The organism is Legionella yabuuchiae, assembly GCF_900640115.1.
Classification (GTDB): Bacteria; Pseudomonadota; Gammaproteobacteria; order Legionellales; family Legionellaceae; genus Legionella_A; species Legionella_A yabuuchiae.
This window is the reverse complement of record NZ_CAAAIW010000036.1, coordinates 1-16,508: the sequence shown is the minus strand read 5'-3', so window position 1 is coordinate 16,508 and position 16,508 is coordinate 1. Positions and strand designations below refer to the sequence as shown.

The following is a 16,508-nucleotide window of genomic DNA, read 5'->3' as shown; positions in this document are numbered from 1 at the left end:
CATAACTACTTTCTTCAAACAAATTGGGCGTAAAAAGAAATTATTGAGAGCTAGGCTCACTGATAAATTTCAAATTGTCAGTGAACCTAATTTCGGATTTTGAAGTGTAATGGCTATATATACTCCTACTGATTTAAGGAGGGGGAATAAGTATCCAATCAAAAAAATAATTATAAAAGCAGGTCGTTTAAAAAGGTTTAGTCCACATCGACTTGAACATTTTGTGACCAGTTGCTATACTTAAATTGTAGAGCATCAACGCCACTTATCACCAACGTGGTTTGTTGGCTCTCAGCAAAAGCCACCATTGCGTGGCTTTTGTCATTTTATTAGCAGAATGAATTCATTGATTAGGATCTTGGCGATAAAACTCGACAAGTTGCTCATACACATTGGGATAATATTCAGAAATTACCTTGGGATTCTCAAAAAAATACTCCGAAAGCACCGCAAAAAATTCACCCGGCGAGGTGGCTGCATAAGAATCCATTGGGACCGTATTTGAAAGGAGTCTCTGACAAAAATCCTCATAAGCCAGAGTAAATACCTCCGCCCATTGCTTAATAGACATTTCTTTATGAAGAGGAGGCAGCCCGTTGGCTTGTCCATTGAGCATATCGAGTTTATGAGCCAGCTCATGGATGACCACATTTCTCGTTTCAAAAGAACTCTGCGATCGCAAATCCTGCCAAGATAACACCACCGGCCCACGCTGCCAAGATTCGCCACTTAAACTTATTTTTCCCTGATGGACCACGCCACCCTCATCAACCTGAACTTCTTCTTTAGCAAAAGCTCCAGGATAAATCACCACCGACACCCAACCTTCATACCACTCTAAACCAAGCTTTAAAATCGGAAGGCAAGCTTGCAACGCAATGATTAATTGCATCGAAGTTGTCACTTGAATGCCGACCCCTTCTAGCGATTTATAATGAAGGAATAAAATTGCCAAATTTCTTAATTGCTGCCGTTCGTTGAAGTTTAATCGACTCAACAAAGGCAGAGATTGAAAAGCCTCTTCCCACTGATGACTCGTGATGGTTGATCGCCTTATTATTCGGTCGTGATACCATTGTTTAAGCCAATGAAACATTATAAAAAAACCCTACTTCCATTACTCTACCATTCAACCGTTTATAACTCTTCTTCGGGAGCTAAAAGTGACCCTTGAACAATTTAAATTAAATAGTAGCTCGAATCTGAACCACTGTCATTTAAGAAAGCAAAACACCTTACAATATACCGTGATCGTTCAAAATGCGTGCTTATGTTGGTGTCATGATAATCAATTAAATTGAATATTTTGCTACAAGAAAAATATTATTCCATAATAGATGGTATAAATGATTACTTAATGTTAAGTTTAATCATGATCAAACTGGAACTTGATAAAAAATCCCGATTAACGGTAAATCTTACTCTTGATTTACAAGCCTATGGTGAAGCTTATAAAGCATTTTGTGATCGGCGAAATGCGGTAGAACAGGCGAAGAAAGATTCGACTGATTCAAGAGCCATTAAACTTGTCGAACTTAAACAAGAAGCTGAGCAGCAATTCAATGCTATAAGGGCGGTACTGTTAGGAACATTAAGCGATATTAATGGTAATTTGCATTGGCATTATATTAAACAACTATTGAGTACGCAGTGCGACCGCGATGATCCATTACTCAGTCGATTGTATGCAAGTCTTGTCGATGATATTACAAACCCAGGCATCGATGCTCCCCTGGCCATAGAAGGGTTAAATATTAGTTTTGTCGAGTTAATCAAAAATAGCATCGATGCCATTTTGATTCGCTATTTTATACAAGAATCCCACACCTTAGGTACAACGCTTAAAATGAGCGTGACTGTTCAGCTTAATGAAAAGCACATTTCCTTCGTTATCACAGATAATGCTGGCGGGTTTACCGAAGACTATTTGTCAACGTTTCGCCGATCAAAATCTATGGATTCTAAACCCTTTGCTCCATATTCAAGCGACAAATACGCTCACCGCGAATTTTTATTTGGCGGTCGAGGAATAGGGCTTGCTTCACTGCAGGAGTTTATAACGTTTGGCAGAATACGGCACAGCCAGAGCGTCTTTGAAAAAAAATATTTAGTGAATAAAGACGATGCTTTTATTCAACTGCAAAACACCACCGAAGGCAACGGTGCCGTGATTATCGTCACCTCTCCATTAGATCCCTGCAAGCGTTTAGATGAAATAGAGCCAGGTTTAGTATCTTCATCTGATGTCTGTACCAAGGAAAATGAGGTTGCGTTGCAATTACCAAGTAGAACAAAAAGAGAACGTCGAAACTTAAGCCTAGACTTTTTTTTGGAAGCCCTGCCCAAAGAAAAGAAAAAGTCTAGTCACTATGAAACACCCGATACCACATCAGAACAGGATAGAACCAAATTACCTCGATGAGAATTGCAAACCATTGACAGATGCCCCCTGCTTCAATGATTTTCTTTTCACAGACAGTCAGGTAAGGTCTTCAATAATTCTCTTACTGAATTCAAAGGCAATCCCATGACTGAAAAAAAACAGCCATCAATTCGATAGATATACTGACCAATATAGCTATGAATTCCATATCCTCCAGCTTTGTCTTTGTAATCTTCCAGTGCTAGGTATAGATGAATTTCAGCATCAGACATGCTGGCAAAATAAACCGTCGTGGCATTTAAATCGATGGTTTGATGATCAAAAAATTTAATCCCCACACTGGTTAACACCTTATGGCTTCGGCCAGAATAACGTTTCAGCATTGAAAGCGCATCATCATAATCTCGTGGCTTGCCTAAAATAGTGCCATCACAGACGACTTCTGTATCTGCGCATAAAACGGGCAGGGCTGGCAGATTGGCGGTTAGAATCTTATCCCAAGCCGTACTTAATTTTTCACGGGTTACTCTCATAGAATATTGTTCAGGGGTTTCATTAGGCAACATCACTTCGGGTATATCAATGGATAAGACTTCAAAATCAACCCCCATTTGCCTAAGCAATTCACGACGCCTAGGGCTTTTTGATGCGAGATAAATTTTCATAGATTCACTTTAATTTTCATCATTTTGTTTTAAATAAGAATACCACAATGAATCAATGCCCTTCTCAAAGTAACTATTTTTTTCTGATCTCGAGAATAATTCTTTTACCGAAGGCCATATTTCCTATTATTTTGAGTTTAGTCCATTTAACGGTATCATCTAAATTTAACGCTCTTAAGGTACTGGAATACGATGAATTCGATTAAAAGGGATTTTATCACCCTATCACTTCTTCTGGCGTGCACCCACGCAATGGCCTATGAGCCTTGGCCGACCAAAAATTATACTCAAGTCATTACGGTTAGCGGTGGCATTGCCTGGGCTACCCCGGGTAAAGACCGTACCATTTATGCTCAAAATTCAGTAATTACTTATGACGTGAACCCTAAAACCCAAACCATGCCCGCTGGCGAGATTTTTCTCGGTCTACAATGGCCCTTCAATGATTGCATTAATAATCAATTAGGCATTGCTTTTGGAGGAGCAGGAAACGTTACGCTTGATGGTTCTATTAAGTCATTTGGGGAGCCCACGGGATCGCGCTATGAATATCAAGTAGGCCATGGTTTTGTTTCTGCTCGCGGAAAAATGATTCTTAATCCTAAACTCTTTTTTGTTCAACCTTTTCTTACCGGCTCGGTAGGCGTTGGATTTAATCATACCTTCGGGTTTCGTACGTATCCTCTTGTTGATCCAACAGTGGCTACTCAATGGTTTCGCAATTACACCGATTCATTTGTGCTCACCTACTCCGTTGGCGCAGGGCTTGAAAAGCAACTTAACAGCAATTGGAGTATTGGAGTCAGCTACGAATTTGCGAATTGGGGTGAAAATGGCCTAGGTAGAGCATTTTCCTCCCCTTGGACTTATGAAGGACCACAATTTACAAATCTATATGCGCATAACTTATTATTCAGTTTGAGTTATTTGTGCTGAAATAAAATAGTGACTTAGGGAATGTCCATACAAAGACTGTTTTTTATCATGGCCACTATTTCGGGTTTTTTAGCCACGGGATTTGGCGCTTTTGGTGCTCATGCCTTGAAAGAGACCTTGTCTGAGCATCAATTAGCTGTTTATAACACGGGGGTGCAATATCAATTTGTACACACGTTAGCGCTTTTAAGCACAGGGCTAATCTTATTTCACCGCTCAAACCACTGGATAAAAGCTTCTGGTATAGCGTTCATTACAGGGATCATTTTGTTTTCAGGCAGCCTTTATCTGCTCACATTTACTGGTATCAATCAAATCGGAATCATCACCCCCTTTGGTGGCTCATCATTTCTTATCGGTTGGATCCTCTTAAGCATCGGACTCACAAAAACCGACTAGCCCGTAAGTAACGCAGCGGATTCTGACTACTTGCTCATCCTAAATGTTGGTTCACATGAAACAACTTATCAAAAAATTTATGACATCCGCTTCAGGCTGTTGTATAGTTCTAATATAAGACAAGGAATCTTAGGAGCAAGCAATAGAATTGGCTCATTGCTTAAGAAACACGTAATGGAATACCAATGAAAGGCATGATCTTTACCGAGCTGTTAGCATTTATCGAACAAAACCAATCTTATGAACTGGTTGACCGAATCATTCGGAAAGCACGTCTCGCATCACAAGGGGCATACACTTCAATTGGTACTTATGATCCCAGTGAGTTCATGCAACTTATTCACGCGTTAAGTCTTGAAACAACTACCCCCGAATCGCAACTTATTAAAGAATATGGAGAGTATTTATTTGGTCGCTTTATTGAGAAATATCCAGGATTTTTTAAGAAAAACACAACCACTTTTGATTTTTTGTGCCAAGTAGAATCTCATATTCATCACGAAGTTAAGAAATATTATCCCGACTCTGAGTTACCTACTATCTGCTGTAACGCTGAGACGGCTAACTGTCTCATCTTAACCTACGAATCCACACGACCGTTAGCTGACTTGGCCGAAGGATTAATCAAAGGTTGCATTCGATTTCACAAACAAACCATCGACCTAAAACGCGAGGATTTATCCGCTCATGGAACAAAAGCTCGTTTCATTTTAACCGAGAGAACGCGAGCATGAGCGATCTAGAGCTGATACGGCGACGGCTGGAGCGAGAAAAGCTAGCCAGAAAAGAAGCCGAAGCCATTAGTGAGGCAAAAATTACTGAACTGTACCTGCTCAATCAAAAGCTCGAAGAAGCGCTTGCCGATCAGAAAAGAATTAGCGCTCAGTTACAAAAACGTACCCGTGAATTGGAGCGAGAAAGCATAAAGTTAGCGCAGGAACATAAAGGACGAAACATCCTACAAAATATTTTAGAAAGCTCTATAGAATACTCGATTATATCCATTGATCTGAAGGGAAAAATACTGGTATGGAATGAAGGCGCTCATTTGATTTATGGCTACACGGCCTCAGAAATCATTCATAAAAATATTCGCATCCTCCATCGCTCCAAGGACGTTCAACAGGGAGCGGTGAAGCAGTTTTTTGAGACCGCTATTAAACAAGGAAAAGTAGAACGTGTTTTTGAACATGTTCGTAAAAATGAATCTATGTTTACAGCATCGGTCACCATGACAGTAAGATCAGATGAGAATGGCACCGCGATTGGCTATGTTGTCATTTCCAAAGACATTACTAAGGCCAAAGAAATGGAAGAACGCCTTAGGAAGTCTAATCAGGAACTTGAGCAATTCGCCTACATCGTCTCCCATGACTTAAAAGCCCCCTTACGAGCCATAATGCAACTGACTTCTTGGATTGAAGAAGATAATCAAGATAAGCTCGATAAAGACTCCAAGAAAAATCTACGATTGCTGCGCGAACGTGCCGAACGAATGTCTGGTTTGATTGATGGTATTTTACAATATTCCCGCGCTGGTCGTATGAATGTAGAAATCAGTGAGGTGAATACGAAACATTTATTGCAAGAAATTATTGAAACGGTTGATCCAAACCATACTTTCACCATTCGGCTTCCAGAACACTTGCCTGTATTTAACACCGCTTTGATTCCCCTGAGCCAAGTGTTTTCAAACTTAATTAGCAATGCAGTAAAACACCATCATCGCTCTAAAGGACATTTAGTCATTGAGGTAAACGATGCCGGCAATTATTACCAGTTTTCTGTCAAAGATGATGGCCCAGGGATTGAGGAAAAACACTTGGAAAAAATTTTTAATCTTTTTCAGACATTAACCCCCAAAGATGGCCTAGAATCCACAGGCATTGGGCTTAGTATTGTGAAAAAAATCGTTGAATCACAAGGTGGAACCATTAAAGTTCAATCAAAATTAGGGAAAGGCTCGTGTTTTATTTTTACTTGGCCGACCCCCCCAAATTAGAGCTGTCATAGAATAATAGCAAAGTGAAGATGTCAATCTAAGGAGAGAATAATGGCGATACAAGTTTCCCACGTGGATATTTTTTATGTGGAAGATGATGAGGTTGACATTCAGGCGGTACGTCGTGAATTTCAAACCATCAATCCAGGGTTAAAAATTACTGCGGCTACAGATGGAAAAACGGCATTAGATAGGTTGCATGGCCGAGACGGGAAGAAAAAAATCATCCCCAAGGTAATTTTGCTGGATCTCAATATGCCCAAAATGAACGGTATTGAGTTTTTAGAGTCCTTACGACAAGAATTCAATGATGTAAAGGTCTTTGTGCTCACTGGCGCATTCAATACCGAAGAAAAGCTGGCTATCCACCCGTTGAATGTGTCAGGATGTATTATCAAACCCCTACAACATAAAGATGCGCTTAATATTTTATGGTGTGTCAATTCCGATCCACAATCTGCTAACCTGCTTTTTTAGAGCCATGCTGACTGCCAATCTAGATTGCTATTTTTGCTATAATTATCTTATTAAAGGCAATTTGTACGGATAATTCATGTCAAAATCTGTTCAAAAACGAGATTTTGCTTGCGAAGAAACCTCAGCGACCTTTTCTGAGTCTAAGTCCGTATGGTATGTTTCTGCTATGGAACATCTCGTACAAGTCGTACAAGATTTGTCCCAGGCTCGCGATATGAAAACCATAATCCATATCGTGCGTCATGCTGCCCGTGAATTAACCGGCGCAGATGGTGCCACCTTTATCTTAAAAGATGGCAATACGTGTTATTATGTTGAAGAAAATGCTATTAGCCCATTATGGAAAGGAACGCGTTTTCCTTTGAATGCCTGTATTAGTGGTTGGGTCATGTTACACGGTGAAACAGCCATCATAAAAGACATTTATCAAGATCCTCGTATTCCTCAAGAGGCTTACCGGCCTACGTTTGTAAAAAGCCTCGTGATGGTTCCTATAAGACGCGATAAACCAATCGCTGCCATCGGCAATTACTGGGCAAAAATACGCACTCCTTCTTCCGAAGAAGTCGCTATATTGCAAGCACTTGCTGATATCACTTCAGTGGCGATGGAAAATGTTAAACTTTATGAGGATTTAAAAGCACAAATCGCAAAAGTCAAAGATCGAGAAGCGCGGATCCGAAGTCAGCATGATACACTTGAAATTTTTACCCGAGCGTTGGCGCATGATTTGAAAGAGCCGGTGAGAACCATCCACGCGTTTTCAGATATTATACTCCAAGAACAAGTGCTTTTCGGCAATATTGCGGATTATTTTCGTTATATTTATACAGCCAGTGAGCAGATGGCTGATTTGATTGAGCGGGTTTTATACTACCTGCAACTCGAAAGAAAAAAACACATTACGAAAAAAGCATGCGATATGAATCAACTCCTCCAGAACGCAATCAAGTCTCTTGAACCACAAATCAAAGAACACCTTGCCGAGATTACGTATAAACCTCTACCACAAGTGGATGGTAGTCCTGAATTGATAACACGATTGTTAAAAAACTTACTGAGAAATGCGATTTATCATAATTTAAATCAGCCTAAAATTCATATTTCGGCAGAAAAAACAAAAAACGTTTGGATATTTAGTGTGAAGGACAATGGCATTGGCATCGATGAAAAAAATATGGATAAGGTTTTCCTCCCTTTTAAGAGGGTCAATACCAATTATCAAGGAAGAGGATTAGGCTTAGCAATCAGCGCGAGAATTATTGAACTCCATAGCGGTAAGCTCTGGTGTGAATCGGAACCAGGGAAAGGATCAACCTTTTATTTTAGCTTGCCTGCCCAAGGACGGTTGAAAAAATCGGCCAACAAGGAAACCTCCGTGATAAAAAACATCATCCCTGACCACAGCCTGCCCTTAGCCAATATCTTAATCGTAGACGATCTCGCATCTGATATAGAGCTGATTCAGATAATGCTGAATCGCGCCCGCATGCAATGCAATCTCTTTCAAGCCAACAGTGCAAAAGAAGCGCTCAGTCTGATACGGAGAAAACATAGAGAAAACGACTGGGTTGATTTGGTTTTGCTGGATATTAACATGCCTGACATGGATGGATTTGAAGCGCTGCAACTCATCCGCTCAAATAAAACCCTTAAAAAAACCGCGATTGTGATGTGTACCGGTTCAACCTATCAAGAGGACATTGAAAAAGCTGCAGAGCTTGGGGCTTCTGGCTATTTGATAAAACCTCTAGAGCGAAAAAGTCTTGAAGAAACTATAGAACGATTACCCCATCTTCAGCTTTGTGAAACACCAGAAGGGGTATTAATTCAACGTAAAGACGAGCAAACTGATTTCAAGCCCAGTTAAAACTCAGCGCGTTTTCAACAATATCATGGCGCTTTTGCTCATCATAATATACCCGTGATCGTTCAAAGTGCGTGTTTTTAAGTGCCTTTATTTTTTGTCCTGTCGCATTATAAAAAGCGAGTAATGGCCTCATTCCCATGCAAGTTTTTATAATGCGGCAGGGCGAAAAAGAAACAGCATAAATCATGCATTTTGAAGTTGAATGGGTATATTAGGCAATGAAAAAAACGACCACCCAATACCCTTGTCGAAGTCATTGTCTATCCCGCACTTACACCTAAAGAGAACCCCAGAAGATATTCCTATCGTTGAAAAAATAGTTGCTCCAATAACCGGTACAACCAGACCTGAAATCCCAATGGCTAAGACAGCTAAACTCATAAGTAATAGGTCGTATTTTTTATCGTTTGAGCGATGGCTGCAAAAAGAAGGGCCGGAAGTCGAGCTTCCAGCCACAGGGTTTGCGAGGTGGTAGCTATGGATCAGCCACTTCCTTTTCTTTGGACTAAACGTTCCGTTCCATCAGATGTTATATTCACTCACTGCTGAGTGATAATGAAGCAGCTTTGTGCCGTTTCAGTGGTCATTGTATCCATCGACACAACATTGTCAACTAATTATTTCAAATCGAAACGAATAGTTTCACGTCTTCGGCATAAATTGCATTATTGATATCGTTTTGATACCATCTGTATATTATTTTTATAGACTAGAGTCGTGTGCCTATGGAAAAAATCGATTTAACCAAACAATTTGCGGAGCGTCTTCGTGATTCATTAATTTCAGCAGGATTTCATTCGAAGCGATCCACTTCAGGAGTCGATATCCACAGTCTTGCCGAAATCACGGGGTATTCATCACAAATTTGTCGGAAATATCTGCGTGGTGAAGCTATTCCTGAACCGTCAAAACTAATTGACATCGCTAACCGCTTAAACGTTTCACCCGGATGGTTGTTATTTGGTGACCGTCAGCCTGATTGCACGTCTTCCGCGCAAGTAACCATTCCCAAGAATTTACTGCACTATATTTTCATGCAAGCCAGCGAGCTTTATCGCACCTCTGATTCGCCTCATGAAATAGCCAACTTTTTGATGGATTTAATTCTAGATATTAGCCAAATCAATGCCAACGAAGAACAGTCTAAAAAAATCATCGATCTAGCGCTAACTTCGGCTAAACACTTTAGTGCCGCGTAGTGGTTCTGATTTATCCATAAAATCACCCCAATGAGATCTCCCGCATTTCTTTGCTGGCACGGTGGCAGCAACCAGATAGATTCCCGCCTGCGCAGGAAAGACAAACATCCTGACCAGTAACTCATGCCCCTGGCCCCTGACGCTGCCGCCCAAAGAATGATATGATCGCGCTTTTACGTAAGAGCCTTTGATATGTTACTGCATTATATTTTTATTCTTGGAATCTGTGTGGAGGCGATTACCGGTGCTATTGCTGCTGGGCGTAAAAAAATGGATTTTTTTGGGGTAATGGTCATTGCTAGTATTACTGGGCTTGGTGGTGGAACCGTTCGCGATGTTTTATTCAATACTCATCCGTTAACCTGGGTAGCCAATCCACAGTATCTTTTATATACCTCGCTTACAGCACTTGCCACGATATTTATTGCCCACTCATTAGTGCGGATTATGAAATTATTCTTGATTCTTGACGCGCTGGGTTTATCAGCATTTGTGATTATTGGGTCGCAAAAAATTCTGAATTATGGCCTTTCACCTTCGGCGGCTGTCTTAGGGGGAATGCTCACTGGCATTTGTGGAGGGATGTTACGCGATATTTTATGTAATGATATTCCTTTGGTTTTACGCAAGGAATTATACGCAGTCGTTGCCCTGGCTGGTAGTGTGCTCTATATCACGTTGAATTATTTTAAGGTGCCATTAACCCTTAATATTGTCATTACGTTAGTGTTTATCTTCACAACCAGACTATTGGCTATTTTTTTCCATATTGAAATACCTAAGTTTGATTACGCACACAGCTTACGCAAAAGTCGTCGCCGCAAAGTTGTGTAGAAAATGTTCTAATATACCCGTGATCGTTCAAAATACGTGATTTATGCTTTTTCTTTTTTGCCCTGCTGCATTTTAAAAAGCTCGGAAGGGAATGAGCCATTACTCGCTTTTTAAAATGCGACAGGACAAAAAATAAAGGCGCCTAAAAAATCGCATTTTGAACGATCACGGGTATATTTGCTTAAGTTCTTTGTATAATTTATAGTTTCTTTAGGAACTCTTTTTATACAACTATAAGGAAATGAAAATCATGGCCGATAATAATGGATTAGATCGGATGCCTGTTATCTTACGCAGAAGCTCAAGCTGGCTGCTCGCGCTTGGCATCTTGTTTGTTATTTTAGGATGTATTGGGCTAGGGATGGTTGTCGGGCTGACGCTAGTCAGTGTCTTTTTTCTCGGAATTCTACTGCTCATCGCTGGCTTGTCCCAATTAATTGATGTATTTAAAAGCAAAGACTGGCATGCATCAATATGGCACGCCTTGATTGCTGTGCTCTATCTGATAGGCAGCGGTGTTATCTTATACCAACCGCTTCTGGCCTCCACCGTCATCACCGCCATCATTGCCGCTGTGTTAATTATCATTGGCGTGATTAGAATCATTATGGCCTTTTCGCTTCGTGATGCTAGTGGCTGGGGTTGGATGTTGTTTGCTGGAATCGTGGCTGTATTCTTAGGGGTATTGATCTTAGCCCAATGGCCATGGAGCGGATTATGGGTTATTGGAGTATTTATTTCTGTTGAACTTATTGTCAATGGATGGTCTTATATCTTTCTCGCGTTAGCAATTCGTAAATAAGAACGTTACTGTATACAAAAAAGCCTGGTAAACCAGGCTTTTTTTTAAGCAATTTGCTGTTGGTAGCGATTAACGCTACTGTTAATTTCTTCACAAGCCGCTTCTGGGCCTTCCCAGCCGTCAACCTTAACCCACTTACCCTCTTCTAAATCTTTATAATGTTTAAAGAAGTGTTCAATGGATAATAAGAGCGGTTGTGGTAGTTGTTTATAGGTTTCAATTAGCTCATACATTTTGCTCAACTTACTCACGGGGACAGCGAGCACTTTTGCATCAACTCCTGACTCATCGGTCATTTTGAGCATGCCAATTGGACGACAACGAATGACCGAACCACTAATTAACGGCATCGGGGTTACGACCAACACATCCACGGGATCCCCATCATCCGACAACGTCGCCGGAACATAGCCATAATTCGTTGGATAAAACATAGCGGTTGCCATAAATCGGTCCACAAACAATGCGCCGGTTTCCTTATCCACTTCATACTTCACCGGCTCTCCATGCATAGGAATTTCGATGATGACGTTAATTTCATTGGGAACATCACGCCCACTACCAATTTCCATCAAACCCATATAAATCACCTGTACTGTATTCTAAGACGGCGTATTATGCGCAATTTACAAGAAAAAGGCAAAGTTACGCAGAGTAAACCCCACGGCTGTCCCACCATAAATTTATGTGCACATATAAGCATAGTTGACCCTTTCTAACTCAAAAATCGTCGTTGCGAGCCATGGCGAAGCAATCCAGTTCGATGTTTTTAATACACATCGGCCTGGATTGCTTCACTTCGTTCGCAAAGACGTCATTTTGATGGGACAGCCCTGAGGTAAACCCATCAAATTGTTAAACAACGTTAGGACGAAAAAATAAAGGCACCTAAAAACATGCCTATTCAAAGATCACGGGTATATACCATCACAGTTTTTTTCCGAGGAACCGTGTATAATCTAAGCTTAATAGAGTTTAATCCAAGGATAAACGGATCATGAGTTGTTTATTTTGTAAAATTGCGAATGGAGAAATCGATACGAATAAGGTCTATGAGGATGATGAGCTCGTGGCTTTTCGCGATATTAATCCGCAAGCCCCAACGCATGTATTGATTATCCCCAAACGGCATATCGCAACCATTGATGATACCGAGCTTGGGGATGAATCGCTCTTAGGCCAAATGGTGCTTCAAGCTAAAAATATTGCAGCAAAGGAAAACTTAAGTAACGGTTATCGATTGGTGTTTAATGTTAATTCGGGTGGTGGTCAGGAAATCTACCACATCCATTTACACGTATTGGGCGGTCGACAAATGACTTGGCCCCCAGGCTAACGATAGGTAATTTTCATGCAAGAATTATATAAAGAAATATTGATTCAGATTGGAGAAGATGTTGAACGTGAGGGACTTCGTGACACCCCAGAACGCGCGGCGAATGCCCTTCGTTATCTGACCAAAGGATATAACGAAGATTTAAATGAAATCATCAATAATGCGCTGTTCGAATCAGACATGAGCGAGATGGTAATCGTCAAGGATATTGAACTGTATTCCATGTGCGAACATCATTTATTACCGTTTTTAGGGAAATGCCATGTCGGCTATCTTCCCAGTGGGAAAGTACTTGGATTATCCAAGCTCGCACGAATCGTTGACTATTATGCTCGCCGGCTACAAATCCAGGAGCGATTAACGAGCGAAATCGCCAATTGCATTGCTGAAATTACCGAAGCCCGCGGGGTTGCAGTGGTGGTTGAAGCAAGACACATGTGCATGATGATGCGTGGCGTTGAAAAACAGAATTCCGTGATGACTACGTCGGTAATGCTAGGTGAAATGCGGAATAACCCGAGCAGCCGTATAGAGTTTTTGAATTTAATTCGTTAAGGCATGTTTGATGTAAAAAAAAGTCGGGCATGCCCGACTTTTTTACAGAGGGTGCTTATTCTTCATCTGAAACTTGGGGTTGCTCTTCTTCAGATTTAGCAGTTTGCTCTTCTTTTGCTGCCTGCTCTGGTTTCTCAGCATGAGGCTTGTCTTTCCATTCCAATTTGACTCGACCTTGTTTATCAACGCCAGCCACAAACACTTCAATTTCTTGCCCTTCTTTAAGAACGTCTTCAACTTTTTGCGAACGATCAGCGCAGATTTGAGAAATGTGCAGCAAACCATCTTTCCCTGGCAATAAATTAATAAACGCACCAAAATCAACAATTTTACTCACTTTACCATGATAGGTTTGACCCACTTCAACTTCAGCCACCAATGCTTTAATTTGACGCTGAGCTTCTTCCAGCGCATCAGAATTGGGTGAAAACAACTGAATTACCCCTGAGTCATCAATATCAATGGCAACACCTGTGCTTTCAACAAGGCCCTTAATGGTTGCACCGCCTTTACCAATAATAGTACGAACTTTATCTTCAGCGACTTTCATGCTGACAATTCTTGGCGCATGCTGCGATAACTCATCACGGTGTTCAGCTAAGGCATTGTTCATAACGCCTAGAATATGCGTTCTTCCTTCTAAAGCCTGCTCTAGCGCATTTTCCATGATTTCTTTGGTAATGCCTCGAATCTTTATATCCATTTGCAAAGCAGTAACACCTTTCTCAGTTCCGGCTACTTTAAAGTCCATGTCACCGAGATGATCTTCATCGCCTAAAATATCAGTAAGAACGGCATAGCGATCATCATCTTTAATTAAACCCATAGCCACGCCAGCAACGGGAGCTTTTAAAGGAACCCCCGCGTCCATCAGGGCCAAACTTGTACCACAAACGGTAGCCATAGAGCTTGAGCCATTCGACTCAGTAATGTCAGAAACCACTCGCAACACGTAAGGAAATTCGCTAGCAGTAGGAATCACTGCCGCTAAACTACGACGTGCTAAACGACCGTGACCAATTTCGCGTCGTTTCGGACTTCCGATCATGCCTGTCTCACCAACCGAGTATGGTGGGAAGTTATAATGCAACATAAACCGCTCTTTAATCTCACCTTCAAGACGATCTAGAGTCTGCGCATCACGTTCGCTGCCCAAAGTGGCGGCTACAATGGCTTGAGTCTCACCACGGGTGAATAACGCTGAACCATGGACACGATCTAGGAAGCTGGTTCGAATTGAAATAGGTCGAACGGTTCTTTGATCACGACCATCTATTCTTGGTTCGCCATCCAAAATACGGTTACGAACAATATTTTTCTCGAGCGCGCTTAAGTGTTTCTGAATTTCTTCTTCGCTGCACTCTTCATTTTCTCCAAGAAGCTTATCCAACATCTTTTGACGGACATCAGAGAGAGCTTGGTAACGCGCTTGCTTGTCTTTGATGAGGTAGGCTTGAGCAAGCTCATCTTGGCTCAGTTCTTTAATGCGTGCTTTTAACTGCTCATCGGTTTCGGGCGCTTTCCAATCCCAAGCAGGTTTTCCAGCATCACCCGCCAATTCTTTAATGGCTTTAATCACAGATTGCATCATCTCATGGCCATATAGAACCGCGCCTAACATCACTTCTTCCGTGAGTTCTTGTGCTTCGGATTCAACCATTAAAATGGCATCCTCCGTTCCCGCCACGATTAAATCGAGCTGGGAATATTCCATCGCTTTATAGCCTGGGTTTAAGAGATACACGCCATCTTTGTAGCCAACTCGAGCTGCACCAATGGGGCCATTAAAAGGAATACCTGAAATAGCAAGTGCCGCCGATGCTCCAATCATAGCAATGATATCCGGTGGAACATCTGGGTTTAATGACATGACGGTCGCAACAATTTGGACTTCATTGTAAAAGTCATCTGGAAATAGTGGTCGCAAGGGACGATCAATTAATCGGGACGTTAATGTTTCAACTTCACTAGGACGCCCTTCACGCTTATTAAATCCACCGGGGATTTTTCCTGCAGCGTAAGTTTTCTCTTGATAATTAACGGTTAAGGGGAAAAAGCTATTTTTTTCTGCGCCCTCTTTTTTTCCAACAACAGTCACCAGAACTTGGGTACCATTCATGCTAACAAATACTGCACCATCCGCCTGTCTTGCAATTTCTCCAGTTTCAAGCACTAAGGTATGTTCACCAAATTTTACTTCTTTTCTTATTTTAGTCACGTGTGTTCCTCTTCGAATTTAGTTCAATATGCATGAACTGAAATAGACAAAGGCCCGTTTATTGCCCAAGCGATTTTAAAAAACGTGCCTCCATAACGATTACGCGTTTTTTAAAATTGCTTAGTCAATAACGATCCGCCTATTCAGAACAATGCATAACAACGGTTAAAAAAAAAGCGCAGTACACCGCGCTTTCAATGGTAAAGATAATTATTAACATCGGAGATGGGATGCCATTGAGAAATAGTTGCCATTGATAAGATTATCCTTGAGCTGCGGCCCATAGGATCTAACAACCATCTTGCAACCATCCTCATGACGCAATCAATCAATATGAATCCCGTAATCCTAGCTTTTTAATTAAGGTAGAATAACGCTCAGCGTCTGTTCTTTTTAAATACTTCAATAGTTTTCGACGTTTATTAACTAACGCTTGCAAACCACGACGAGAGTGAAAGTCTTTTTTGTGTGCTTTGAAATGCTCGGTCAAATAATTAATACGGCTAGTCATGATGGATACTTGCACTTCGGAAGAGCCAGTATCTTGATCAGCTCGCTTGAATTCATTAATGATATCGGTCTTTTGTGCGCTCGTTAGCGACATTGTTTGCTCCTGAAAATTTAGCTAAGTCTATCTTCAAAATGATGCATTTTACCAAGGGAACGTACTTGACACAAGTATTAATCTCCATTGAAGGGGCCTTAGTTAATTCTATGTTCATGGGAACTGCCGCAGGGCAAGAGCATCAAAGTTTAAATTCCTAACACCTTTTCCCTATATTCATCATAAAGGCTCGCTTTTCGTCTTTTTCGAGGAACTGAAAACTTTGAC

Annotated in this window: 18 protein-coding genes; 13 read left to right on the top strand and 5 right to left on the bottom strand. The window is 41.1% G+C overall.

What is annotated here, in order from left to right:
• Positions 1–343: 343 nt before the first annotated feature.
• Positions 344–1,096 (bottom strand): M90 family metallopeptidase, encoded by a 753-nt coding sequence (locus tag E1O47_RS11145; protein ID WP_133131338.1) that lies wholly within the window; start codon positions 1,094–1,096, stop codon positions 344–346.
• 261 nt (positions 1,097–1,357) lie between these two features.
• On the opposite strand from E1O47_RS11145, the gene E1O47_RS11140 reads away from it, so the two are divergent.
• The gene (locus E1O47_RS11140) at positions 1,358–2,422 is read left to right on the top strand and encodes an ATP-binding protein (protein ID WP_133131337.1); all 1,065 of its coding nucleotides are present in this window, start codon (positions 1,358–1,360) and stop codon (positions 2,420–2,422) included.
• A 47-nt stretch (positions 2,423–2,469) separates the two neighbouring features.
• On the opposite strand, the gene E1O47_RS11135 is transcribed toward E1O47_RS11140, so the two are convergent.
• Complete coding sequence (locus E1O47_RS11135; RefSeq protein ID WP_133131336.1) at positions 2,470–3,048, bottom strand: Maf family protein; 579 nt, start codon at positions 3,046–3,048, stop codon at positions 2,470–2,472.
• A gap of 192 nt (positions 3,049–3,240) precedes the next feature.
• Here E1O47_RS11135 and E1O47_RS11130 point away from each other — a divergent pair, with 192 nt between their 5' ends.
• The 10 genes from E1O47_RS11130 (at position 3,241) to E1O47_RS11085 (ending at position 11,567) form a co-directional block, all read left to right on the top strand.
• A complete protein-coding gene (locus E1O47_RS11130) occupies positions 3,241–3,984 on the top strand; it encodes an outer membrane protein (protein ID WP_133131335.1) in 744 nt (247 codons plus the stop codon).
• A 48-nt stretch (positions 3,985–4,032) separates the two neighbouring features.
• Entirely contained in the window at positions 4,033–4,383 is a 351-nt protein-coding gene (locus E1O47_RS11125; protein WP_133131334.1) for a DUF423 domain-containing protein, read from the top strand.
• Positions 4,384–4,568: 185 nt separating this feature from the next.
• Positions 4,569–5,117, top strand: a complete 549-nt coding sequence (locus E1O47_RS11120; protein WP_133131333.1) for a heme NO-binding domain-containing protein — start codon at positions 4,569–4,571, stop codon at positions 5,115–5,117.
• On the top strand, positions 5,114–6,385 hold the full coding sequence (locus E1O47_RS11115) for a sensor histidine kinase (RefSeq protein ID WP_133131332.1): 1,272 nt from the start codon (positions 5,114–5,116) through the stop codon (positions 6,383–6,385). Before E1O47_RS11120 ends, E1O47_RS11115 begins: the two co-directional genes overlap by 4 nt.
• A 51-nt stretch (positions 6,386–6,436) precedes the next feature.
• Complete coding sequence (locus E1O47_RS11110; protein WP_133131331.1) at positions 6,437–6,862, top strand: response regulator; 426 nt, start codon at positions 6,437–6,439, stop codon at positions 6,860–6,862.
• A gap of 76 nt (positions 6,863–6,938) precedes the next feature.
• Positions 6,939–8,732: a hybrid sensor histidine kinase/response regulator gene (locus E1O47_RS11105; RefSeq protein ID WP_133131330.1), complete on the top strand. Its 1,794-nt coding sequence runs from the start codon at positions 6,939–6,941 to the stop codon at positions 8,730–8,732.
• A 202-nt stretch (positions 8,733–8,934) separates the two neighbouring features.
• Positions 8,935–9,207, top strand: a complete 273-nt coding sequence (locus tag E1O47_RS11100; protein WP_133131329.1) for a hypothetical protein — start codon at positions 8,935–8,937, stop codon at positions 9,205–9,207.
• A gap of 250 nt (positions 9,208–9,457) precedes the next feature.
• Positions 9,458–9,931 (top strand): helix-turn-helix domain-containing protein, encoded by a 474-nt coding sequence (locus tag E1O47_RS11095; protein WP_133131328.1) that lies wholly within the window; start codon positions 9,458–9,460, stop codon positions 9,929–9,931.
• Positions 9,932–10,123: 192 nt separating this feature from the next.
• Complete coding sequence (locus E1O47_RS11090) at positions 10,124–10,765, top strand: trimeric intracellular cation channel family protein (RefSeq protein ID WP_133131327.1); 642 nt, start codon at positions 10,124–10,126, stop codon at positions 10,763–10,765.
• 250 nt (positions 10,766–11,015) lie between these two features.
• Complete coding sequence (locus E1O47_RS11085; protein ID WP_133131326.1) at positions 11,016–11,567, top strand: HdeD family acid-resistance protein; 552 nt, start codon at positions 11,016–11,018, stop codon at positions 11,565–11,567.
• Positions 11,568–11,611: 44 nt separating this feature from the next.
• Here the strand turns inward: E1O47_RS11085 and ppa are convergent, their stop codons facing one another.
• Positions 11,612–12,148 (bottom strand): inorganic diphosphatase, encoded by a 537-nt coding sequence (gene ppa, locus E1O47_RS11080; protein ID WP_133131325.1) that lies wholly within the window; start codon positions 12,146–12,148, stop codon positions 11,612–11,614.
• A gap of 416 nt (positions 12,149–12,564) precedes the next feature.
• Between ppa and E1O47_RS11075 the strand changes: the two genes are divergently transcribed.
• Together E1O47_RS11075 and folE are read left to right on the top strand one after the other, a co-directional pair.
• Entirely contained in the window at positions 12,565–12,903 is a 339-nt protein-coding gene (locus E1O47_RS11075; RefSeq protein WP_133131324.1) for a histidine triad nucleotide-binding protein, read from the top strand.
• A gap of 15 nt (positions 12,904–12,918) precedes the next feature.
• On the top strand, positions 12,919–13,458 hold the full coding sequence (folE, locus tag E1O47_RS11070) for a GTP cyclohydrolase I FolE (RefSeq protein ID WP_133131323.1): 540 nt from the start codon (positions 12,919–12,921) through the stop codon (positions 13,456–13,458).
• Between the two features lie 55 nt (positions 13,459–13,513).
• On the opposite strand, the gene pnp is transcribed toward folE, so the two are convergent.
• Together pnp and rpsO are read right to left on the bottom strand one after the other, a co-directional pair.
• Positions 13,514–15,676: a polyribonucleotide nucleotidyltransferase gene (pnp, locus tag E1O47_RS11065; RefSeq protein ID WP_133131322.1), complete on the bottom strand. Its 2,163-nt coding sequence runs from the start codon at positions 15,674–15,676 to the stop codon at positions 13,514–13,516.
• A gap of 328 nt (positions 15,677–16,004) precedes the next feature.
• The gene (gene rpsO / locus E1O47_RS11060) at positions 16,005–16,280 is read right to left on the bottom strand and encodes a 30S ribosomal protein S15 (RefSeq protein WP_133131321.1); all 276 of its coding nucleotides are present in this window, start codon (positions 16,278–16,280) and stop codon (positions 16,005–16,007) included.
• Positions 16,281–16,508 lie beyond the last annotated feature (228 nt).